Annotated in this window: 20 protein-coding genes; 8 read left to right on the top strand and 12 right to left on the bottom strand. The window is 67.1% G+C overall.

Going from position 1 to position 20,974, the window contains the following annotated elements:
- Positions 1 to 54: 54 nt before the first annotated feature.
- Genes aftB through glf form a run of 5 tightly spaced genes read right to left on the bottom strand, consistent with a single transcriptional unit; the run spans position 55 to position 6,811 of the window.
- Positions 55 to 2,121 (bottom strand): terminal beta-(1->2)-arabinofuranosyltransferase, encoded by a 2,067-nt coding sequence (gene aftB, locus CWS39_RS22960; protein ID WP_306768844.1) that lies wholly within the window; start codon positions 2,119 to 2,121, stop codon positions 55 to 57.
- Between the two features lie 55 nt (positions 2,122 to 2,176).
- On the bottom strand, positions 2,177 to 3,097 hold the full coding sequence (locus CWS39_RS22965; protein ID WP_199178268.1) for a decaprenyl-phosphate phosphoribosyltransferase: 921 nt from the start codon (positions 3,095 to 3,097) through the stop codon (positions 2,177 to 2,179).
- 51 nt (positions 3,098 to 3,148) lie between these two features.
- A complete protein-coding gene (locus CWS39_RS22970; protein WP_102145212.1) occupies positions 3,149 to 3,670 on the bottom strand; it encodes a phosphatase PAP2 family protein in 522 nt (173 codons plus the stop codon).
- Complete coding sequence (locus CWS39_RS22975) at positions 3,663 to 5,576, bottom strand: glycosyltransferase (RefSeq protein ID WP_102145213.1); 1,914 nt, start codon at positions 5,574 to 5,576, stop codon at positions 3,663 to 3,665. The genes CWS39_RS22970 and CWS39_RS22975 overlap by 8 nt, the downstream gene beginning before the upstream one ends.
- Positions 5,573 to 6,811, bottom strand: coding sequence for a UDP-galactopyranose mutase (gene glf, locus CWS39_RS22980; protein ID WP_102145214.1), 1,239 nt, complete (start codon positions 6,809 to 6,811; stop codon positions 5,573 to 5,575). The genes CWS39_RS22975 and glf overlap by 4 nt, the downstream gene beginning before the upstream one ends.
- 192 nt (positions 6,812 to 7,003) lie before the next feature.
- Between glf and CWS39_RS22985 the strand changes: the two genes are divergently transcribed.
- Together CWS39_RS22985 and CWS39_RS22990 are read left to right on the top strand one after the other, a co-directional pair.
- Positions 7,004 to 7,957 (top strand): hypothetical protein, encoded by a 954-nt coding sequence (locus CWS39_RS22985; protein ID WP_102145215.1) that lies wholly within the window; start codon positions 7,004 to 7,006, stop codon positions 7,955 to 7,957.
- Between the two features lie 137 nt (positions 7,958 to 8,094).
- Positions 8,095 to 9,708, top strand: coding sequence for an N-acetylmuramoyl-L-alanine amidase (locus tag CWS39_RS22990; RefSeq protein ID WP_102145216.1), 1,614 nt, complete (start codon positions 8,095 to 8,097; stop codon positions 9,706 to 9,708).
- A gap of 9 nt (positions 9,709 to 9,717) precedes the next feature.
- Here CWS39_RS22990 and CWS39_RS22995 read toward each other — a convergent pair whose 3' ends face one another.
- The 3 genes from CWS39_RS22995 to CWS39_RS23005 are packed head-to-tail and all read right to left on the bottom strand — an operon-like array spanning position 9,718 to position 12,111.
- Positions 9,718 to 10,533 carry an HAD family hydrolase gene (locus tag CWS39_RS22995; protein WP_102145217.1) on the bottom strand — a complete coding sequence of 272 codons (816 nt, stop codon included), beginning with the start codon at positions 10,531 to 10,533 and terminating at the stop codon, positions 9,718 to 9,720.
- A 34-nt stretch (positions 10,534 to 10,567) separates the two neighbouring features.
- Positions 10,568 to 11,329: a lysophospholipid acyltransferase family protein gene (locus CWS39_RS23000; RefSeq protein ID WP_102145218.1), complete on the bottom strand. Its 762-nt coding sequence runs from the start codon at positions 11,327 to 11,329 to the stop codon at positions 10,568 to 10,570.
- A gap of 5 nt (positions 11,330 to 11,334) precedes the next feature.
- Complete coding sequence (locus CWS39_RS23005; RefSeq protein WP_102145219.1) at positions 11,335 to 12,111, bottom strand: lysophospholipid acyltransferase family protein; 777 nt, start codon at positions 12,109 to 12,111, stop codon at positions 11,335 to 11,337.
- A 71-nt stretch (positions 12,112 to 12,182) separates the two neighbouring features.
- On the opposite strand from CWS39_RS23005, the gene CWS39_RS23010 reads away from it, so the two are divergent.
- From CWS39_RS23010 to CWS39_RS23020, 3 genes are all read left to right on the top strand, one after another.
- Positions 12,183 to 12,911 (top strand): aminoglycoside 3'-phosphotransferase, encoded by a 729-nt coding sequence (locus CWS39_RS23010; protein ID WP_102145220.1) that lies wholly within the window; start codon positions 12,183 to 12,185, stop codon positions 12,909 to 12,911.
- Between the two features lie 95 nt (positions 12,912 to 13,006).
- A complete protein-coding gene (locus tag CWS39_RS23015) occupies positions 13,007 to 14,551 on the top strand; it encodes a Rieske 2Fe-2S domain-containing protein (RefSeq protein WP_102145221.1) in 1,545 nt (514 codons plus the stop codon).
- Positions 14,548 to 14,883, top strand: coding sequence for a hypothetical protein (locus CWS39_RS23020; protein WP_102145222.1), 336 nt, complete (start codon positions 14,548 to 14,550; stop codon positions 14,881 to 14,883). Before CWS39_RS23015 ends, CWS39_RS23020 begins: the two co-directional genes overlap by 4 nt.
- 38 nt (positions 14,884 to 14,921) lie before the next feature.
- Here CWS39_RS23020 and CWS39_RS23025 read toward each other — a convergent pair whose 3' ends face one another.
- Both CWS39_RS23025 and serS read right to left on the bottom strand, forming a co-directional pair.
- Positions 14,922 to 15,737 carry a DUF5718 family protein gene (locus CWS39_RS23025; RefSeq protein WP_102145223.1) on the bottom strand — a complete coding sequence of 272 codons (816 nt, stop codon included), beginning with the start codon at positions 15,735 to 15,737 and terminating at the stop codon, positions 14,922 to 14,924.
- Positions 15,734 to 16,987: a serine--tRNA ligase gene (gene serS, locus CWS39_RS23030; RefSeq protein ID WP_102145224.1), complete on the bottom strand. Its 1,254-nt coding sequence runs from the start codon at positions 16,985 to 16,987 to the stop codon at positions 15,734 to 15,736. The genes CWS39_RS23025 and serS overlap by 4 nt, the downstream gene beginning before the upstream one ends.
- 336 nt (positions 16,988 to 17,323) lie before the next feature.
- Between serS and CWS39_RS23035 the strand changes: the two genes are divergently transcribed.
- From CWS39_RS23035 to CWS39_RS23045, 3 genes are read left to right on the top strand one after another with little or no spacing between them, the layout of a single operon-like run.
- Positions 17,324 to 18,709, top strand: coding sequence for a septum formation family protein (locus CWS39_RS23035; protein ID WP_102145237.1), 1,386 nt, complete (start codon positions 17,324 to 17,326; stop codon positions 18,707 to 18,709).
- Between the two features lie 4 nt (positions 18,710 to 18,713).
- On the top strand, positions 18,714 to 19,064 hold the full coding sequence (locus CWS39_RS23040; protein ID WP_199178269.1) for a metallopeptidase family protein: 351 nt from the start codon (positions 18,714 to 18,716) through the stop codon (positions 19,062 to 19,064).
- A 59-nt stretch (positions 19,065 to 19,123) separates the two neighbouring features.
- On the top strand, positions 19,124 to 19,330 hold the full coding sequence (locus CWS39_RS23045; RefSeq protein WP_102145225.1) for a hypothetical protein: 207 nt from the start codon (positions 19,124 to 19,126) through the stop codon (positions 19,328 to 19,330).
- Here the strand turns inward: CWS39_RS23045 and CWS39_RS23050 are convergent.
- A complete protein-coding gene (locus tag CWS39_RS23050) occupies positions 19,310 to 19,996 on the bottom strand; it encodes a histidine phosphatase family protein (protein ID WP_102145226.1) in 687 nt (228 codons plus the stop codon). The two genes, CWS39_RS23045 and CWS39_RS23050, sit on opposite strands and share 21 nt — an antisense overlap.
- Positions 19,993 to 20,919, bottom strand: a complete 927-nt coding sequence (pheA, locus tag CWS39_RS23055) for a prephenate dehydratase (protein ID WP_102145227.1) — start codon at positions 20,917 to 20,919, stop codon at positions 19,993 to 19,995. Before pheA ends, CWS39_RS23050 begins: the two co-directional genes overlap by 4 nt.
- Between the last annotated feature and the right edge of the window lie 55 nt (positions 20,920 to 20,974).

Consider the following 20,974-nt stretch of genomic DNA (forward strand, 5'->3'; position numbering starts at 1 on the left):
GTGTCGACACACCTGACTTGGGTATCGCCACAAGATCTCTGTGGCGTTACCGAGCTATGGGCCGGAGGCCGGCAAGCCAGTGTAAGGGGCGCCCCTGGACGGAGGAACTTCCAGTCCGCAGCGGATCAGTTCGTACAGCGGCACCCGATCGATCCGGTACTGCGTGAACTCATACGCGTGCACCAGGTTTGACAGGAACCGCCGCGGGGTCAGCTCCCCGCGCACCGAGTTGAGCATGGCGTCGGTGGCCGGACACTTCAGCGCGGCCTGCGCCTGGGCGACCCAGTCTTCGTCGAGGTAGGCCGGGATGTACGGGCGCGTCTTGAGGAACGGGCCGTCGGCCACCGCCCAGTCCGGGAACAGATTCTTGTCGTGGCCGATGCGCCCGTCCTCCAGCCGCTCGGTGTGCGCGGCCAGCGGATTGATCAGACCGATCTGATCGACCACCCGCACATCCAGGCCCACGTTCATACCCAGCATGCCCATATTTGTGAAAAACACTGTGTGCGGGCGATTCTCGCGTTCTTCGGGCGGCGCGTCCGGAGGTGGCGGAATCGCGGGCACCACATCCCACTGGTCGTAATTGCCCGACGGCAGCAGCAGTGCGCCCTCAGGCGTGTTGTTCAGCGCGACGAGCACCGCGCGCATCCGCGGATAGTCCAGGTAGTCGGCGGCGGTCAGCGGATGCGGATGTCCGGTGGCCTGGGCGTAGAACCGGCGTTCGTCGACGATGCCGGAGTAGGTGACGCGGGTGGCGTCGTAACCCATCCCTGGCGAATTCGCCGCCCACAGTGACCATCCCACCAGCGCCAGCCACAGCGCGCTGGTGGCGCCGGCGAGCAGATAGCCGGTTTCGCGGGTGAACCTCGTCCCGTCGGGAAACACCACCGGAATCACCGCAATCGGCGCCAGCAGGCAGAACACCGGTGTGAGCAGCACCCTGCCGTGCATGAAATCGCCGCCTTGACGAATCCAGTAGAGCGCCTGCAGCAGCCCGCTCACCAGAATGAAAACCACCACCGCGGGCGGACTTTGCATGGTGCGCGCCAGCCAGCCGTAGCCCTGCGGCGCGGTGCGGCGGATCCACCACGGCCGGGTGCGGGTCAGCAGCAGCACCGCGCCGAGCGCGGCCAACAACACGGCCGGCACCCACAGCAGATACGGCGCGTTGAAGTTGGCCAGATAGACGAAGCCCTGCGTCCATTTGGATCCCGACGCATCCTTCGCCAGCGCGGTATTGGGAAACAGCAAGCCGTAGTAACCCATTCGGAAGATCTGGTAGCCGACTGGAAGCAGTCCGCCCGCGACGATGATCAGCACCCGCCGCCGCCAGCCTCGGGCCGCGATCAGCATCATGATCAGCGCCAGCCCGCCGATCAATGCCAGCTCGGGGCGCACCAGCACGCTCAGTCCGGCCACGAATGCCAGTGCGGCGTCGAAGAACCGGCCGACGACGTTGGTGGGGGCCGCTTCGGCAACGGCCGGCCGGCCGGCGGATGGCGCACCGCGTCGGGCCAGCGCGAGTCCCGCCGCCTGTGCGGGTTGCCGCGGATATGCACGCAACGCCTGCGACCAGCAGACCATCATCCACCACAACAGGCCCAAATACGCGAGCACCAAACCGTTTTCGAGCCCCGAGGTGACGAAGTCGCGGGCTGGCGGGATCGCGATGTAGACCAGCGCTCCCGCAGGCAACAGCAGCGCCCGCCGGCCCTGCAGGCTGGGCGCATATAACCGGCCGGCGCCCAACATGACAAACACCATCCCGAGCAGGCTGAGCCCGAGGGCAAGCACCAGCGCCACATACTCCAGGCGCACCGGGCCGCCGACGAGTCCGCCGAGGTAGATCAGATAGGTCCACAGCGTGGACGTGTTGGCCTCGACCCGTTCACCGGCGTTGAAGACCGGGCCGTTGCCCGCCAACAGATTTCGGACGGTGCGCAGCACGATCAGTCCGTCGTCGGCGATCCACCGCCGCTGCCACGCCCCCCAACCGAACAGCAGCGTGACCACCAGCACGCTCACCCAGAGGCTGACCCGCACGGTGACGTCGTAGGGGAACGCGGGCCATCGGGCCAGCCGGGCTCCCATGTCGCCGGCCCAGCGGCTCCAGGCTCCCATGTCGCCGGCCCCGCGGCTCCAGGCTCCCAGGTTGCCGGCCGACGGCCTCACCGCGTCAGCCGAAAACGACGGCCGCACCAACGGTTCCGATCCATGCCACCGCCAGCAACTGCAGCACGCGGTCGCGCAGCGCGATCTCTTCGGGCTCCCCGGCCATACCGCCGTCGACATCCACCGCGTAGCGCAGGATCGCGATTACAAACGGAATCATCGACACCACGAACCAAGAGGTGCCGCCGAAATCATCACGTTCGAAGGCCCATAGCCCGTAGCACAACACTAACGCCGTCGCCGACATCGTCCACACGAAGCGCAGATAGGAGCTGGTGTAGCTCTCCAGCGATTTGCGGATCTTCGCGCCCGTCCTTTCGGCGAGCTGCAGCTCGGCATAGCGTTTTCCGGCCGCCATGAACAGCGAACCGAACGCCATCATCAGCAGGAACCATTGCGACAGTGGTACATTCGCGGCGACACCGCCGGCGATGGCGCGGATCAAGAAGCCGGACGAGACGATGCAGATGTCGATCACCGGTTGGTGCTTGAGTCCGAAGCAGTAGGCGAGCTGGATGGCGAGGTAGATGGCCATCACCAGGGCGAGGTTCGGGGTCACCAGCCACGAGATGGCAAGCGAGGCGACCGCCAGACCGATCGCAAGCGTGTACGCCAGCCACTCGGGCACTACGCCCGCCGCGATCGGCCGGAACCGCTTCGTCGGATGGGCCCGGTCGGCTTCGACGTCACGCGCGTCATTGATCAGATACACCGCCGACGCGCCGAGGCTGAACACGATGAACGCGAGAAGGACGTTGACCAGAACTTGGCGGTAGTCGTAGGCATACCTGTCGTCACCGAGGGCGGCCACCGGCGCGGCGAAAACCAGCACGTTCTTGACCCACTGCCTGGGGCGTAGCGCTTTGACGATCCCCGAGGCCAGGTTCTTGGGCGGTCCTGCGACCGGGGCCGCTTCCTCACTCATGTGGGTTGTACTCATCCTTGTTCCGCTCCGTTGCGCTGCACTCGATGCCCATCAGTGTGCCTCGGCCCGATCGGCGATGGTGCCCACCGCTTTGGCGACGACGGCCCCGACCGCGACGCCCGTCAACACGTCGCTGGGGTAATGCACGCCAAGTACCAACCGCGACAATGCCATCGGTGGCACGAGGAAGACCGGCAGGGGCACGCCCGTGGTGCGGGCCAGCAACATCGACGCGGCGGTGGTCGACGTTGCGTGCGCCGACGGGAACGACAGCCGGCTGGGTGTGCCGACGTTGATGCGCACGGCCGGGTGATGTGGACGTTCCCGTCGCACCACACGTTTGATCAACACGGCGGCGGCGTGCGCCACGAGGGCCCCGACCCCCGCGGCCAACCAGGCCCGGCGGCGGCGCGGCTGCAGCAGCGCGCCGACGGTGGCGACGACGACCCAGCCGATGCTGTGCTCACCGAAATGCGACAGGGCGCGCGCACCGGTGAGGACACCGGGCTTACCGGCCAGGGCCGACTGCACGGCCACCAACGCGGCTTCCTCACCGCGCGGGCTCTCAGGCATTGGCCGACTCGAGAAGCACCGTCTCCCACTTCTGCTTGCTGGAGAGCACCGGCAGAGCTTCGCGGTAGACCTTGCGCATCCGGTTGAACTTGCGGGCCAACCGCAGCTGCTGGCGCAACGAGGCGCGCAGCAGCGCAAACATTCTCGCCCGATCCCGCTTGCGGTAGACCACGCCGCGACCGTCAGCAGTCGTCACAGTGACCCCGTCGACCTTGCACAGCAAGAACCAGCGGGCGTCCTGGGTCGCGACATTGAGCTGGGGACGTTCGTGGTGTGCGGGCTTGTGCGCACGCAGCTGATGGAGCACACCGCGACTGAGGCGGAATCCGATGGCGGGCAACGAAACCGGCGGCTTGTGGATCCTGGTCCGCTCCGAAGGCGCCGGCAACGCGGTGGCACCGGGCAGCACCACGGCGTCCGGGTACTCCTCGCGCATCTTGCGCACCTCGGGCAGTGCCGACTCCAGGATGGAGAAGATGTGCTCCGGCCCGGCGAGGAAGTCGGCCATAGCCTTGTTCTGGATGGCGACAGTCGAATACTCAAGGCAGAGAAGGTGTTTGATTGTCGCCTTGAAGTGGCTGGCGATCAGCCCGCGGATACTGCCGTCCCAGTGCATGGCCGCCACCACGAGCCGGTTGCGCAAATGGAAGTACGCCTGCCAGTCGATGGCATCATCCTTGTCGCTCCACGCCATGTGCCAGATCGCCGCGCCGGGCAGTGTGACGGTGCCGTAGCCGTGTTCGGCGGCGCGCAAACCGTAATCGGCGTCGTCCCACTTGATGAACAGCGGCAGCGGCTGACCCAGTTCCTCGGCCACCTGCCGCGGGATCATGCACATCCACCAGCCGTTGTAGTCGGCGTCGATGCGACGGTGCAGTAACTTGCTGCGATCTGACTCGTCGTTCAACGGGTACTTCGCGAAGTCGTGGTCGTACTCGGTGTACGGCGCCGCCGTCCACATGAAGTTCTCCCGGTCGACGACCTCGCCCATGATGTGCAGGTGTGACGGCTCCTGCATGTTGAGCATCTGGCCGCCGACCAGCGTCGGTGATTTGGCGAACCGGTTCATCGCCAGCGCCCGCAGGATCGAGTCGGGCTCGATGCGAATGTCGTCGTCCATGAACAGGATCTGTTCACAGTCGGTGTTTTTCAGCGCCTCGTACATCACCCGGCTGTAGCCGCCGGAGCCACCGAGGTTGGGCTGATTGTGTATCGACAACCGGTTGCCCAGCGCGGCGGCGGCGTCGGCGAAGCCCGGGTGGTCGACCACCTTGTTGGCGCCCTGATCGGACACGATCACCGCGCCGATCACCTGGTCTACCAACGGATCCGAGGTCAGCGCGGCCAGGGCGTTGACGCAGTCCGCCGGGCGGTTGAAGGTCGGGATGCCCACCGCGATATTGGCCCGTCCCGGCGCCGGATGCGGCGCGTACCAGCCGGCGCTGTGCAGGGTGACCGCCGAGTCGGTGGTGATGTCGAACCAGATCCACCCGCCGTCCTCGAACGGTGACAGGTCGATCTCGAACTCGGTGACCGCGTGCTCCCCGCCGACCGGAGCGCCGCCCACGGTGATGCGGGCGCCGGTTGCCTTGGTGCGATAGACGTCGATTCGAGCGCTTCCGGTGAGCTCGACGCGCAACACCACCGAGTCCAGCGTCGACCAGCGCCGCCAGTAGCTGGCCGGGAACGCGTTGAAGTAGGTCGCAAACGACACCTCGGACTCGGCGCCGATCTCCAGCTCGGTGCGGCTGGGGGCGTGCGCACGCCGCGCGTTGGTGGTCGATTCCTCGATATAGAGCTTGCGGACGTCCAACGGCTCGCCGGGGCGCGGCAGGATGACCCTGGCCAGCAGACTGACCGCCCTGGATTCCCCGGCGTCCAGAGCGCCGGACGGGATGTCACTCATGCTGTACTGCTTTCGTTTTCGTGGAGCGGCGCACCATCGCGCAGGTGCGGCGCAAGGACGTTCTCGTACATGTTCAGTGCGCTGGCGATCGCCATGTGCATATCCAGGTACTGATAAGTGCCCAGCCGTCCGCCGAACAACACCTTGGCGGAAGCGGTTTCGGCTTTGGCCCGAGACCGGTAGGCGGCCAGCAGCTTGCGGTCGGCCTCGGTGTTGATCGGGTAGTAGGGCTCGTCATCGTCATCGGCGAAGCGCGAGTACTCCCGCATGATCACTGTCTTGTCCGTCGGGTAGTAGTCCCGCTCGGGATGGAAATGGCGGAATTCGTGGATGCGGGTGTACGGCACGTCGAGGTCGTTGTAGTTCATCACGGCGGTGCCCTGGAAATCTCCGGTGTCAACCACTTCGACTTCGAAATCCAGTGTGCGCCAACCGAGCCTGCCCTCGGCGTAGTCGAAGTAGCGGTCCAGCGGCCCGGTGTAAACCACTGGGGCGTCAGGGTTCGCAGCGCGAAGTTCGTTGCGCACCTCGAACCAGTCGGTGTTCAACCGCACCTCGATGCGGTCATCGGCGGCCATGTTCTCGAGCCAGGCGGTGTACCCGTCGACCGGTAGGCCCTCGTAGGTGTCGTTGAAGTACCGGTTGTCGAAGGTGTAGCGCACTGGCAGGCGATTGATGACGGCCGCAGGAAGCTCGACCGGATCGGTCTGCCACTGCTTGGCGGTGTAGCCCTTGACGAACGCCTCATAGAGCGGGCGCCCGATCAGCGAGATGGCCTTCTCCTCGAGGTTCTGCGCCTCTTCGGTCTTGATCTCGGCAGACTGCTCCTTGATCAGCTGGCGCGCCTCGTCAGGAGTGAAGTACTTGCCGAAGAATTGCGACACGAGGCCGAGGCCCATCGGGAATTGGTAGGCCTGCCCGTTGTGCATGGCATATACCCGGTGCTGATAGTTGGTGAACTCGGTGAACTGCCGCACGTAGTCCCACACCCGCTTGTTGGAGGTGTGGAACAGGTGCGCACCGTACTTGTGCACCTCGATACCGGTCTGCGGCTCCGGCTCGGAGTAGGCGTTGCCGCCGATGTGCGGGCGTCGTTCGATGACGAGAACGCGCTTGTCGAGCTGCGTCGCCACGCGCTCGGCGATCGTCAGGCCGAAAAATCCGGAACCGACGACGAAGAGGTCGAAATGACCGGTGCGCTGGCGCGCAGCGACCCCGGGAGATAAGGACGTCATCGGCAGTCAGGGTATCCGACCGAGCGCCCTCGACCCGAATCCGCTAACGCCTACAGGTCGCGATTAGCTCACAATTCCATATCGTCACTTCTACCTCACTAGTCACACCAGTAACGTCGTTGGCGTCGGCATTGAAGCCGCTGACACCGATATCGACCTACCACACGTAGTCCATATATTGAGGAGACTTCCGTGCCGAACCGACGTCGACGCAAGCTCTCGACAACCATGAGCGCGGTCGCCGCCCTGGCCGTCGCAAGTCCAGTTGCCGTGGTGGCCGTCTCCGGGCTGTCCACCGCGACCGCGCCTCAACAGCGCGAATTCGTCCAAGCCGCGATGGTCACCGACCTGCCTGGTGAGCTGCTGTCCGCACTGTCGCAGGGCCTGTCCCAGTTCGGCATTAACCTGCCGCCGATGCCGACCGGCCTGCTGGGCGGAACGGGTACCGGCCTCACCTCACCCGGGCTGACCTCACCTGGCTTGACTTCACCTGGCCTGACCTCGCCGGGGCTGACCTCACCAGGCTTGACCTCGCCCGGCCTGACCACGCCGGGACTGACGTCGCCTGATTTGACCACGCCCGGTCTCACCACGCCTGGTCTCACGTCGCCCAGTCTCACAGCACCCGGCCTGACCGACCCGGCCGCGGCCACACCGGGGTTGACCACACCCGGTGCCGTCGATGCGCCGGCGGCGGCCACCACCCCGAGCCTGACCGATCCCGGCTTGACCAACCCGGCGCTGACCAACCCGGCGCTGACCAGCCCGGCCGGCGAAGCCCCCGGTCTGACCACGCCGCCCATTGGCGCCGACCCCGCGCTGGCCACCACGCCGATCTCGACCGGCGCGCTGCCGGCGCCCGGCGAGGTGCCGATCTCGGCGCCGCTCGGGGCGGATCCGGCATTGGGTACCTACCCGATCCTGGGCGATCCGGCACTCGCGGCACCGCCGGTGAGCACCGGCGGCGGCGGGCTGATCGGCGAGCTGTCCAATGCCGCCAACCAGCTCGGCGCCGGCCAGGCGATCGACCTGCTCAAGGGCATGGTGATGCCGGCCATCACGTCGGCGATCAAGTCCGGCACCACCCCGCCGGCACCGCCCGCACCGGCGGCGCCGCCGGCACCCGCTCCGGCCCCCGCGCCGTAGTCCTGTCACCGAACGGCACCGCAGAGGTCAACCCTGGCAGCCTCTGCGGTGCCGTTGCAGGTTGGGACGGTCATTTAGTGCATCAATCTGCCGTGTCGAAACACTGGTAACAACTGGCACATACGTAACATCAGCCCGTGCTGTGCCGACGTCCCGCGCCGTCGATCCTCTACACCGCGATCGCGGCCACAATCGTGATCCTGCCGTGGGCGGTCAACGGTCTGCCGGGCGAAGGTGACAAGCCCGCACCGGAGATGCCGCGGCTCGCACAGCAGCCGCTGGTCGGACTCGGCGGCGGCGAAACCATCCGGGAAATCCATCAGGACACGCCGTTCTCCATGGTGGCGCTGACGGCACCCGACCTCACCGGCACATCGGCTCGTATTCGCGCCAAGAAGGCCGACGGCACGTGGGGGCCCTGGTACGAAGCCGAGACCCTCGAAGGGGTCGGTCCTGAGGCGACCGAAGCGGGCGGACCGCGTGGCACCGAGCCGGTGTTCGTCGGCCGGACCACCACGGTGCAGATCGCCGTCACCCGTCCCGCCGGCGCGCCCACGACGGAGGCGCCCCCGCAGTCGGATGAACCCAACCTGGGTTATGTGCCGGCCACGGTCGAGCAGCCGTTCGGGCAGAACCTCAACGCCGTGCTGATCAGCCCGCCGCAGGCGCCGATCGACACCACACCCATGCCGAACGCCGTCAACGCCCCCGGCGTGCCGCCCAACATCATCAGCCGCGCGCAATGGGGCGCCGACGAATCGCTGCGATGCGGAAATCCGCACTACGACAACGGAATCCGAGCCGGAGTGGTACACCATACGGCCGGTAGCAACGACTACGCGCCGGAGGATTCGGCGGGCATCGTGCGGTCGATATACGCCTACCACACCCAAACGTTGGGCTGGTGCGACCTTGCGTACAACGCACTGGTTGACAAGTACGGCCAGGTTTTCGAGGGCCGGGGTGGCGGAATGGACAAGCCGGTCAAGGGTTCTCACACGGGCGGGTTCAACACCAACACCTGGGGCGTGGCGATGCTCGGTAACTTCGACGTGGTGCCGCCGACGCCCATTCAGCTGCGCACCACCGGTCGGCTGCTGGGCTGGCGGCTGGGCTTGGACCGGGTCGATCCCCGCGGCACCGTCGTATTGACTTCTGCGGGTGGCTCATTCGCCAAGTTCCCGCGCGGTGCGACGCCGACATTCCCGTCGATCTTCACCCACCGCGACGCTGGCATCACCGACTGCCCCGGCAACGCCGCCTACGCGGCCATGGACCAGATCCGCGACATCGCCGCCCGCTTCAACAAGCCGCCCGGACCGGAGGAGCTGGCCGAATCATTGCGTGGCGGCGCGATTTTCGCGCGCTGGGAGTCCATGGGCGGCATGAAGAGCCCGCTCGGCGCACCCACCTCGCCCGAGGCGGCGGGCGCAGGATCGACGCGCTACGTCACCTTTGAACACGGCGCGGTCTACTGGTCACCGGACAGCGGGGCCGAGCCCGTAACGGGCGCGATCTATCAGGCGTGGGGTTCGCTGGGCTTCGAACGCGGGGCTCTCGGACTACCGACCAGCGCGGAAATCCATGAGCCACTGTGGATCAAGCAGAACTTCCAGCACGGCACGCTGAACTTCGACCGGGAAAAGGGTACGGTGACCCGCGTCATCGACGGTGTGCCGGTGGAGCTGCCGCCCCCGCCGGACGATGCGGTGCCGGTGCAGCTCGAGCGGTTCACCCCCGTGACGCCGTAGCGGCGAGAGTCAGAGCCACCAGCGCTCGAGGACGCGCGCCAGGCCATCGTCGTTGTTGTCGGCGGTGACCTCATCGGCGGCCGCCATGGCTTCGGGATGAGCATTGCCCATCGCGACCCCGTGTCCGGACCACAGCAGCATCGGGATGTCGTTGGGCATATCGCCGAACGCAACGATGTCGTCGGCGGTCAGGCCCAACGGGCGAGCCAGCTCCTCCACCCCGGTGGCCTTGCTGATGCCCGACGGCACGACCTCGATCAGCCCGTTGTTGGTGGAGTAGGTGATATCGCCTTGCAGACCAACATGTTTGGCCAACACCGCCGCCATGTCGGCGCTGGCCGCGCCGGCCTTGCGGATGAGCAGCTTCACCGCGGGCGCGCTGAGCAGGTCTTCGACGGACACCTCGGTGTTGTCGGGGTTGAGCCACGCGTGCTCGTAGCCCGGCGAGCTGACGAACTGCGGCGTCGCGGCGTCATGGGCCGAGCTGCCCACCCGTTCCACGGCCAATCCGGCGCCGGGGATGACGCGGGTGGCGATCTCGGCGAGCTCGCCCAGAACATCGACGGATAGCGTGCGGGCCGACACGATCCGGTCGGTGGCCGGGTCATAGATCACTGCGCCGTTGGCGCACACCGACATCGGCGCCAAACCGAGTTCGTCGACGACCGGTTTGATCCATCGCGGCGGCCGACCGGTGGCGAGGACGAACTGCGCGCCGGAGTCGACGGCGGCATGCACGGCGGCGCGGGTGCGCGTGCTGATCTTCTCGTCGTCGTCGAGCAGGGTGCCGTCTACATCACTGGCAATCATCGCGGGCAATGTCATCGCGGCTGCCCTGTGCCGCCGGTGTGGGGAGCCCTCATCGCCGGCTCTTCGCTTCGCGCTCCGCGCGCTTGCGCGCCCGCTCCGCCAGCTCGATCTCCTCCAACACCTTGGCCTCGTCCATGGTCGGCGCGCTGCCGCCCAGCCGGCGCGGCACCCAGTACGCGCCTGGTGGGTGCGGGTACTCCTCCTGCACCTTGTGCAGCAGCTCGGTCATCGCCGCGCGCATCGCCGCATTGGTCTCTTCGATGGACCCGCCGCCATCCATGGGCGCGCCCACTGCGACCGTCATCGGAATCTTGTTGCGGCCCAAGTTTCTTGGATGGTCCTTGGTCCATAGGCGTTGGGCACCCCAGACGATCAGCGGGATGATCGGCACCGCCGCTTCGGCCGCCATCCGAGCCGCGCCGGTCTTGAATTCCTTCAGCTCGAAGCTGCGGCTGATCGTCGCCTCGGGGTACACGCCGACGAGTTCGCCCGCCCGCAGCCGCTCGACCGCGACCGCGTACGCACCGGCGCCGGCGCGCCGATCCACCGGAATGGTCCCGGTGTGCTTGATGAGAAACCTGACGACCTTGACGTCCTGCATCTCGGTTTTGATCATGAACCGCATCCGCCGGCCCCGATAGTGCGCGGCCAACGCGGCGGGCAGCCAGTCCACGTAGCTGGTGTGGTTGATCGCGATCACCGCGCCCCCGGTCGTCGGGATGTTCTCCAGGCCGTGGAAGGTGATCTTGTTGCCGGTGGCCCTGAGCACCACCTTGGCCGTGGTCTCCAGCGTGCGGAAAACCGGTTCCATCTCGGCTACCCCGGCGCGCCCGTCGGTTCGGGCCCGGCCGCGCGGCGCGCCGCCTTCTCCGCTGCCTCCTCGGCATCCATCCGGTTGGCTTCGGCCAGCGACGGCGCCCCGCCACCGAGTCGGTGCGGCACCCAGAACTCGCCGGGCGGATGCGGTCCGTAGCTGTCCTGCACCCGCTCGAGCAGATGCTGCATGCGGGAATGCAGCAGCGCGGTCAGCTCATTGGCCGGCAGCGTGGGTTCGATCGGCTCGCCGACAGCCACCGCGATCGGCACCTTGGGTCGATACAGATTCTTGGGGTGGCCCTTGGTCCAGATCCGCTGGGCACCCCACACGATGTGGGGCACGATCGGCACATCGGCCGCGATCGCCATGCGGGCGGCGCCGGACTTGAACTCCTTGATCTCGAAGCTGCGGCTGATCGTCGCCTCGGGATAGACGCCCACCAGTTCGCCCGCCTTGAGCGCTTCACAGGCCTGCTCGAACGAGGCGGCGCCGTTGTCCCGGTCCACCTCGATGTGTCGCAGGCTGCGCATGATGGGCCCGGTGATCTTGTGGTCGAACACTTCCTTCTTGGCCATGAACCGCACCTTGCGGCCCAAGCCCTGCTTGTAGGCGGGCAAGCCGGCGAACGTGAAGTCGAAGTAGCTGGTGTGGTTGATGGCCACCACCGCGCCGCCGGTCTTGGGCAGGTTCTCGACGCCGGTAACCGTGAACGTCAGACCCTGCAGCCGCCATGCCAGGCGCGCACACTGGATGACTGTCCCATATACCGGTTCCACAATCAGTCAGCCTAGTGCCCCCGTATAAATCCCCTGGACGAACCGGCGCAGCGCCGGTATGACAGGAGCCGATGACCATCCCCGTCGGCGAGGTGCCCGTCCCGGCCGTCGTGACCCGACTCGCAGCCGGCCGCGTCGTATCGGCGGTGTGGAACAACGAGATCGGCGGCCTGACGTTCCAGATCGGTCACGGCGACGGACGCGAGTTCGTCAAGGTATCGCCGCCGCATCCGTCGGTCGATCTGCACCGCGAGGCCGTCAAACTCGGGTGGGCCGCGCAGTACCTGACGGTGCCCGTTGTGCTCGACGTCGGCCGCGACGGGCCGGTGCAGTGGCTGCATACCGCGGGCATCAACGGCCGCTCGGCGGCCGATCCGCACTGGATCGCCCGGCCGAGGGCCGCGGTGCGGGCCATCGCGACCGGCCTGCGGGCGATGCATGACCGGATGCCCGCCGACCGGTGCCCCTTTTCGTGGTCGGTGCCCCACCGACTGACCGCACTTTCCGAGCCCGCCCGCCGCCGCCTGCCCGCTGCACCGCCAATCGACCGACTGGTGGTGTGCCATGGCGACGCCTGCGCACCGAACACCTTGATCGACGACGACGGAAGCTGGTGCGGGCACGTCGACGTCGGCGATCTCGGTATCGCCGATCGTTGGGCCGACTTGGCCGTCGCCACCCTGTCCCTGCGGTGGAACTACGAGGGCGACTGGGAAGCCGAGTTCTTCGACGCCTACGGGATCGCACCCGATCAGGCGCGCATCGACTATTACCGAGCGCTGTGGGATGCCGAGGACTGACCGCGTTGCCCGACACCTGACCTGCGGGCTTCGGCGCGTCACGGATCTCCGGTTACGCTTGCCCACAACCACGAGACACCAGAAGAGGACTGTTAGTGCAGGTCACCAGCGTTGGGCACGCCGGTTTCCGGATCGACACCAGGGCCGGAAGCATCTTGTGCGACCCCTGGGTCAATCCGGCGTATTTCGCGTCCTGGTTCCCCTTTCCAGACAACAGCCAGTTGGACTGGGACGCCCTCGGCGACGTCGACTACCTCTACGTGTCCCACCTGCACAAGGACCACTTCGACCCGAAGAATCTGCGCGAGCACGTCAACAAAGAAGCGGTGGTGTTGCTGCCCGATTACCCCGTGCCCGATCTGCAGCGCGAACTCGAGAAGCTAGGTTTTCACCGCTTCTTCGAGACGACGGATTCGGTGAAGCACACCGTCAGCGGCCCCAAGGGCGACCTGGACGTGATGATCATCGCGTTGCGGGCTCCGGCCGACGGTCCGATCGGCGACTCCGGCCTGGTGGTCGACGACGGAGAAACCGTGTGTTTCAACATGAATGACGCGCGGCCGGTGGACCTGGACGTGCTGCACGCCGACTTCGGCCACGTCGACGTGCACATGCTGCAATACTCGGGCGCGATCTGGTACCCGATGGTCTACGACATGCCGGCCCGCGCCAAAGAGGCCTTCGGCACCCAGAAACGGCAGCGTCAGATGGACCGCTGCCGCCAATACATCGCACAGGTCGGTGCCACCTGGGTGATCCCGTCCGCGGGACCACCGTGCTTCTTGGATCCCGAGCTGCGCGACCTCAACGACGACCACGGCGACCCGGCCAACATCTTCCCCGACCAGGTCGTGTTCCTCGACCAGATGCGCACACACGGCCACGAGGGCGGACTGTTGATGATCCCTGGGTCCGTAGCGGATTTCACAGGCACGCAACTCAATTCGCTGACGCACCCGGTCGACGATCCCGAGACGATCTTCACCACCGGCAAGGCCGACTACATCGAAGAGTACGCGCAGCGGATGGCACCGGTGCTGGCCGCGGAGAAGGCCTCCTGGGCGCCGGCCGGCGGGGACTCGCTGCTGGAGCCGCTCCGGGCAGCGTTCGAGCCGATCATGAGCCAAAGTGACCAGATCTGTGACGGCATCGGCTACCCGGTCGAATTGCGGCTGGGTGCCGAGACCGTCGTGCTGGACTTTCCGAAACGCGTGGTGCGCGAACCGATTCCGGACGAGAAGTTCCGCTACGGCTTCGAAATCGCTCCCGAGTTGGTGCGGACGGTGCTGCGTGACAACGAACCGGACTGGGTGAACACCATCTTCCTGTCCACCCGGTTCAAGGCCTGGCGGGTCGGCGGCTACAACGAGTACCTCTACACGTTCTTCAAGTGCTTGACCGACGAACGCATCGCCTATGCCGATGGCTGGTTCGCCGAAGCCCACGACGACACCGCGTCGATCACGTTGGACGGCTGGGAGATTCAGCGGCGCTGCCCGCATCTCAAAGCCGACCTGTCGAAGTTCGGCGTGGTGGACGGAACGACGTTGACGTGCAATCTGCATGGCTGGCAATGGAATCTGGAGACAGGTCGATGCCTGACAACCAAGGGACACGAGCTGCGCTGTGGGCGGGCATGAACCCGCCACGCCAGTATTACGACGATGGTCTGATCCAGCTGGACCGCGAAGCGATCACGTTGCGCCGCTATCACTTTCCATCTGGGACGTCGAAAGTGATCCCGCTGCGCGACATCCGCGGATACACCGCCAAACCGCTGGGCACCTGGCTGCACCGGTTCCGCATCTGGGGTAGCTCTGATCTGCGGCGGTGGCTGCCGCTGGATGTGCGCCGGCCGTTGAAGTCGACGTTGATCACCCTCGACGTGCCGGGGACGTTTCCCAGCCCGGCGTTCACACCGTCCGATCCCGACGACTTCGTCGCCAAGCTCGACGAGTTGCTCGGCACGTGACGCATCGGCACGTGGCGCGTTGACTCTGCGATGAGGAGCTAGCGCGACGAAACCAGCTGCCGCAGTTCGGAAGCGGCGCCTGTCTCGGTGTCGTAGACGCGGACGATGGCCTCGTCGCCGGGCCGCAGATAGGTCGATTCACCCAGTGGCGTGTACCTGGTGGCCCCGATACCGATCAACACATTTTGCGGGTGCCCACTGGCCACCATCAACGCGCCGACGTCCTCCAACGGGGTGTCCGCCGAACCCTTCTGGTTGGCCAGCCGCTCCACGATCCAGTCCAGCAATACTTCCCCGTAGTAGGAGTAGCCGACCAGTGGGCTGTCGATGCCGTACGCGTGTTCCTCACCGCTGCTGTCACGCAGGTAGCACACCAGCCGCAGCGTCGCCGTCGGCCCGTCCGGTGTCAGATCACTGATGTCGAAGAACTGCGGCGCAACACCTTTGGATGAGGCGCCCCAGTTCTTCTTGTAGCTGATCTTCGGGGCGCCCGGTCGGCGGATCGAGCAGTCGTTGAAGGCGCCCAGAGCGAACGGCTCCAGCCGCACCACGGTGTCGCCCTCCCACACCACTCGGCACGCGACGCCGACCTCCGGTTCGATCTGCAGGTTCAGCGGTCCGTCACCCTCAACGGTTCCGGGCAGCACGATGGAGTCGTTGGACAACGGGAACTCGCCGAGGAAGTCGTCGCGACCCGGCGCGTACCACGGGAAGATGCCCTTCGGGGCATACCCCTCCGTCACGACTTTGACGAAATCGCCTGCCTCCCCGGCCTGTTCGAGGTGACCGGCGAAGTTGCCCGCCACCCCGAAGCCGAACCAGTTCCGCAGTTCGGCGAGATCGATGTCGATCACGGCTCGAGCACCTCCTTGCCGACGAACGGCACAAGGGCGGCGGGCACCCGCACGCTCCCGTCCGGTTGCTGATGGTTCTCCAGGATGGCCACCAGCCAGCGCGTGGTGGCCAGCGTCCCGTTGAGTGTCGCGGCGATCTGCGGCTTGCCGTTCTCGTCGCGATAGCGGGTGGCCAACCGGCGCGCCTGAAACGTCGTGCAGTTCGATGTCGAGGTCAATTCGCGGTAGGTCTGCTGCGTCGGGATCCAGGCCTCGCAGTCGTACTTGCGCGCGGCCGACGATCCGAGATCGCCTGCGGCAACGTCGATCACCCGATACGGCACCTCGATCATCGCCAGCATCTGCCGCTGCCAGCCGAGCAGCCGGTCGTGTTCGGCCTCGGCCTCGTCGGGCTTGCAATACACAAAGCCCTCGACCTTGTCGAACTGGTGGACCCGGATGATGCCGCGGGTGTCCTTGCCGTGGCTGCCGGCTTCCCGGCGAAAGCACGACGACCAACCCGCATAGCGCAGCGGCCCGCCGGACAGGTCGAGGATCTCGTTGGCGTGATAGCCCGCCAGCGGCACCTCGGACGTGCCGACGAGATACATGTCGTCGGCCTCCAGCCGGTACACCTCTTCGGCATGCGCGCCGAGAAAGCCGGTGCCCGACATGACTTCCGGGCGCACCAGCACCGGCGGGATGATGAGGGTGAAGCCGTTCTCGGTGGCCAGCCGCGCTGCGAGCTGCATCAGCCCTAGCTGCAGCATGGCACCGGCGCCGGTGAGGAAATAGAACCGCGAACCCGAGACCTTGGCCCCGCGTTCCATGTCGATCAGGCCCAGTGACTCGCCCAATTCCAGGTGGTCCTTTGGGTTTTCGATCGCGGCGGGCTCACCGACGCTGTCGAGCACCACATAGTCGTCCTCACCACCGGCCGGTACACCGTCGATGATCACGTTGCCGATCGCCATATGCGCTGCGGTGAAGGCCTTTTCGGCTTCGGCCTGCGCAGCTTCGGCGGCCTTCACCCGCTCGGCGAGCTCCTTGGCGCGTTCGAGTAACGCCGGCCGCTCCTCGGGCGAGGCCGCGCCCACCTTCTTGCTGGCGGCCTTCTGCTCGGCTCGCAGATTGTCGGCGGCCGCCACCGCCGCACGCCGCGCGGCGTCGGCCTCTACCAGCGCGTCAACAAGCGCCGGGTCCTCACCGCGGGCCCGTTGCGACGCGCGCACCACCTCGGGGTTCTCGCGCAGCAGCTTGAGGTCGATCACGGCCGCAACACTACTTCGCCGACTCTCGTCCGCGATTTCTGCATCATGGCTGTGAATGGACGGCGATACGCCACCCCGCCGGCGCCCGATACGGGACCCCACAACGTAACAAGTGCATCACTTGTCACAGCGTCGGACACGCCTGTCACAATGGAGCAGATGTCGGACGTTTCCGAGGACCAAACGGCCTACGAGAAGGACTACGAGGAGCTGCCCTACGGGGCGGCCGACGAGTCGTCCGCGCCGACCTCCGAGACGACGGAGACGACGGAGGCGACGGAGGCGACGGACACGACGGCAACCCCCAAGACGGCCAAAATCCGAAACGCCCTGACGATGCCGTGGTGGAACAGCCTGCAGGCCACCTCGACGCGCCGGGCGCTGCTGTTGACCGCCCTCGGCGGCCTGCTCATCGCCGGCCTGATCACCGCGCTGCCCCGCAGTGAGGGGGCCAACGGCCTGACCGCCAGCTCGATCTCCCTCGGTCCGCGCGGCAACGACACCTTCGACCACGCCAAGAGCGGCGACTGCCTGAACTGGCCGGACCGCACCCCCGACGCCGCCGAGATCGTCGACTGCAACGAGGAGCACCGCTTCGAGGTCGCCTCGTCTGTCGATATGCGGACGTTCCCAGGCAGCGAGTACGGGCCCAATGCGGCGCCGCCGTCGGCCGCCCGCATCCAGCAGATCAGCCAAGAGCAGTGCACCGCGGCGGTGCGGCGTTATCTCGGCGCCAAGTACGACCCGAACAGTCGGTTCACCGTCAGCATGCTGTGGTCCGGCGACAAGGCCTGGCGTCAGTCGGGTGAGCGGCGGATGCTGTGCGGGCTGCAGCTGCCCGGGCCGAACAACCAGCAGCTGGCGTTCAAGGGCAAGGTCGCCGACATCGATCAGTCCAAGGTCTGGCCGGCCGGCACCTGCCTGGGCATCGACCCGACCACCAATCAGCCCACCGACATCCCGGTCGACTGCGCCGCCCCGCACGCCATGGAGGTCACCGGCTCGGTCAACCTGGCCGAGAAGTTCCCCGGCGGCCTGCCGCCGGAGCCCGAGCAGGACGCCTACATCAAGGAAACCTGCACCAGGCTGACGGACGAGTATCTCGCTCCGGTGGAGTTGCGCAACACCACGCTGACGCTGATCTACAGCACGGTCTCGCTGCCCAGTTGGGCGGCGGGCAGCCATCAGGTCTCCTGCAGCATCGGGGCCACGCTGGGCAACGGCGGCTGGTCCACGTTGCTCAACAGCGCCAAGGGACCGCTGATGATCAACGGTCAACCGCCGGTCCCGCCGCCGGACATCCCCGAGGAACGGCTCAACCTGCCACCCATCCCGCTGCCGGTCGACACGTCCTCGGGCTCGGCCAGCCAGTCCGGGTCGAGCCAGTCCGGCTCCAGCCAGTCCGGGTCGAGCCAGTCGGGATCAAGCAGCCAGTACGACGACAGCGACAGCGACGACAACCAGCAGACCCAGCACATGCCGGGCCAGGCCACCGCACCGGCCACCACCGCACCGCCGCAGGGCAACACCATCCTCAACGCCCCACCGCCACCGGCCGAGCCCGCACCGCCGCCCGCCCCGGGGGCACCGCCACCGCCTCCTGCAGAGGCGCCTCCGCCTCCACCGCCGGCGCCCGCGGCGCCACCACCGCCGCCCGCCGCTCCGCCACCACCTCCGGAAGCGGCACCCGCGCCACCGCCGCCACCGCCGCCGGGGCCGTAACCGCGTGCCCGTGCGGATGAGTCCGCACCGGTTCGACGAGTTGGTGTCGGATGCCCTCGATCAGATTCCGCAGGAACTGGCGGCGGCGATCGACAACGTCGTCGTCCTGGTGGAGGACCGCAACCCCGACGAACCGGACCTGCTCGGCCTGTATCAGGGCATCGCGCTGACCGAGCGCGACTCCTCGTACGCGGGTTCGTTGCCCGACACCATCACCATCTACCGCGATGCGCTGCTGGACGTCTGCGACAGCGAGGACGATGTCGTCGACGAGGTGGCGATCACCGTCATCCACGAAATCGCCCATCACTTCGGGATCGACGACGACCGGCTGCACGAACTGGGGTGGGGATGAGCGCTCGCAACGCCGCGCGGCATCCACGCTTTGTCCTTGGCCGGTGCTATGAACGGGCCATGAGCATCCAATGCCGGGAGTGTCGTGCCGGCCTGGAGCACTGCCACGGCACCGTCATCCACCACACCCGCTTTCGGTCGGAATGCACCGAAGACAGCTGCGTGACCCCCGAAGTGGTGCACGCGTTCCGCATCGACTGCGACGCCATCGGCTGCACCTGCGCGGCCGCCGAAACACTGACCGCGTCAGCCCATAGGGTCGGCTGACTGCAACGCGTCCTCGACGGGGTGCACGTCGGGTTCGGGATAGAACGGCGGCGTCAGCGCGCCCCATTGCACGCAGCTCCAGCGACCGTCGGTGATCGGCGCCAGCACCACCGATTCGGTGTTGGCCAGATGATGGTCCAGCGCGAAACTCGAGTCGACACCGGCCAGCACCGCCGCGGCCAGGCGGATCGCGGCGCCGTGGCTGACCACGACGATGTCGCCGTGGAACTCGTGGTCGTCGAGGTAGCGCAGGCGCAGCTGCGTCAGCACCGGCAGATAGCGGTCGAGCACCTGCTCGCCGGTCTCCCCGCCGGGCATCGCCAAGCCGAGCTCGCCTTCATGCCAGCGTTGATAAGTGGCTTCGAACTGCTCGATCGCCGCGTCGTCGTTGCGGTTCTCCAGCTCGCCCACCTGCACCTCGTGGATGCCTTCGAAATGATGGGTGTCCAGGCGCAGTTCGCCGGCGATCTCGGCGGCCGTCTGTTCGGCGCGCCGCGCGACCGAGTGCACGACCATCGCTGCGGGACGCGACAGGCCGCGGGCGAACGAGCGGGCCTGATCGCGACCCAGATCCGTCAACTCCGCGCCCGGCGGCCGGGTGTCGAGCCGCCGCTCCACGTTGCCGTAGGACTGCCCGTGCCGGACGAGCACCAGCCGCCCGGTCACCGCCTTCCCTCCCGCAACTGCGCCAGCCAGCGTGACGCCTCGTCCAATCGGGGCGGTGCCGCGCCCGCCGCCGCTCCTGTCGGCCATGAACCCAGATATCGCACATCTGCACAACGACGGTGCAGCGCTTTGAGTGCCGCGGCGACCGCATCGTCGTCGATATGCCCGACGCAGTCGAGGAAAAAGATGTAGGTGCCCAACTCGGTTCGGGTGGGCCGGGATTCGATGCGGGTCAGGTCGATGTCGCGGATCGAGAGCTCGGTCAGTGCCGACACCAGCGCGCCGGGCACGTTGGCGAGCCGCAACACCACCGACGTCCGGTCGGCCCCGGTGCGTGCGGGCGGCGGGGCGGGCCGCCCGGCCAGCACGAAGCGAGTCCGCGCGTTGGGTTCATCGACGACGCCGGACGCCAGCGCCGTCAGCCCGCACCGCTGCGCCGCCAGCGCGGTGCTCACGCCGGCGTCGGCCCGGCCCTCGGCCACCTCGTGTGCCGCCGCCGCGTTCGAGTTGGCCGGTACCAGCTGCGCATCGGGCAAATTCGTTGCCAACCACTGCCGCACCTGAGCGGCGGCCACGGGAAACGCCGCGACGGTGCGGACGTCGGCGGCGCTGCGGCCGGGCGCCACCGCGATGGTGAACGCCACGTCCAGCGTCAACTCGGCGAAAATCTGCAGCGGGGTTGCGGTGGCCAAGCTGTCCAGCGTCGGCAGCACCGAACCCTCGATCGAGTTCTCGATCGGCACACAGGCAAAGTCGGCGTCGTCTGAGCGGACGGCGGCCAGAGCGGCCGCGGTGCTGTCCGTTGGCACCGGAACCACCGGGTTCGACGATCCCGCCGCGGGCACCATGCCGTCGGCCGACATCTGCAATAACGCCGCTTCGCTGAAGGTTCCCTCGGGTCCGAGGAAGGCGATACGCGGCACGTTTCAACCCTATCCGGTCATTTGACGCCTCCCCGGCTGCCGAGACGGTAAGCCT

This window comes from Mycobacterium hubeiense (assembly GCF_002838065.1).
Lineage (GTDB): Bacteria > Actinomycetota > Actinomycetes > Mycobacteriales > Mycobacteriaceae > Mycobacterium > Mycobacterium hubeiense.

Excerpts from the sequence above, each read along its gene's own strand:
- glf (WP_102145214.1), bottom strand. The coding sequence starts at position 6,811 with ATGACGTCCTTATCTCCCGGGGTCGCTGCGCGCCAGCGCACCGGTCAT.
- CWS39_RS23035 (WP_102145237.1), top strand. The coding sequence starts at position 17,324 with ATGCCGTGGTGGAACAGCCTGCAGGCCACCTCGACGCGCCGGGCGCTG.
- CWS39_RS22970 (WP_102145212.1), bottom strand. The coding sequence starts at position 3,670 with ATGCCTGAGAGCCCGCGCGGTGAGGAAGCCGCGTTGGTGGCCGTGCAG.
- CWS39_RS23020 (WP_102145222.1), top strand. The coding sequence starts at position 14,548 with ATGAACCCGCCACGCCAGTATTACGACGATGGTCTGATCCAGCTGGAC.
- aftB (WP_306768844.1), bottom strand. The coding sequence starts at position 2,121 with ATGGGAGCCTGGAGCCGCTGGGCCGGCGACATGGGAGCCCGGCTGGCC.
- CWS39_RS23045 (WP_102145225.1), top strand. The coding sequence starts at position 19,124 with ATGAGCATCCAATGCCGGGAGTGTCGTGCCGGCCTGGAGCACTGCCAC.
- CWS39_RS22995 (WP_102145217.1), bottom strand. The coding sequence starts at position 10,533 with ATGACATTGCCCGCGATGATTGCCAGTGATGTAGACGGCACCCTGCTC.
- CWS39_RS23010 (WP_102145220.1), top strand. The coding sequence starts at position 12,183 with ATGACCATCCCCGTCGGCGAGGTGCCCGTCCCGGCCGTCGTGACCCGA.
- CWS39_RS23000 (WP_102145218.1), bottom strand. The coding sequence starts at position 11,329 with ATGGAACCGGTTTTCCGCACGCTGGAGACCACGGCCAAGGTGGTGCTC.
- CWS39_RS22965 (WP_199178268.1), bottom strand. The coding sequence starts at position 3,097 with ATGAGTGAGGAAGCGGCCCCGGTCGCAGGACCGCCCAAGAACCTGGCC.
- CWS39_RS22975 (WP_102145213.1), bottom strand. The coding sequence starts at position 5,576 with ATGAGTGACATCCCGTCCGGCGCTCTGGACGCCGGGGAATCCAGGGCG.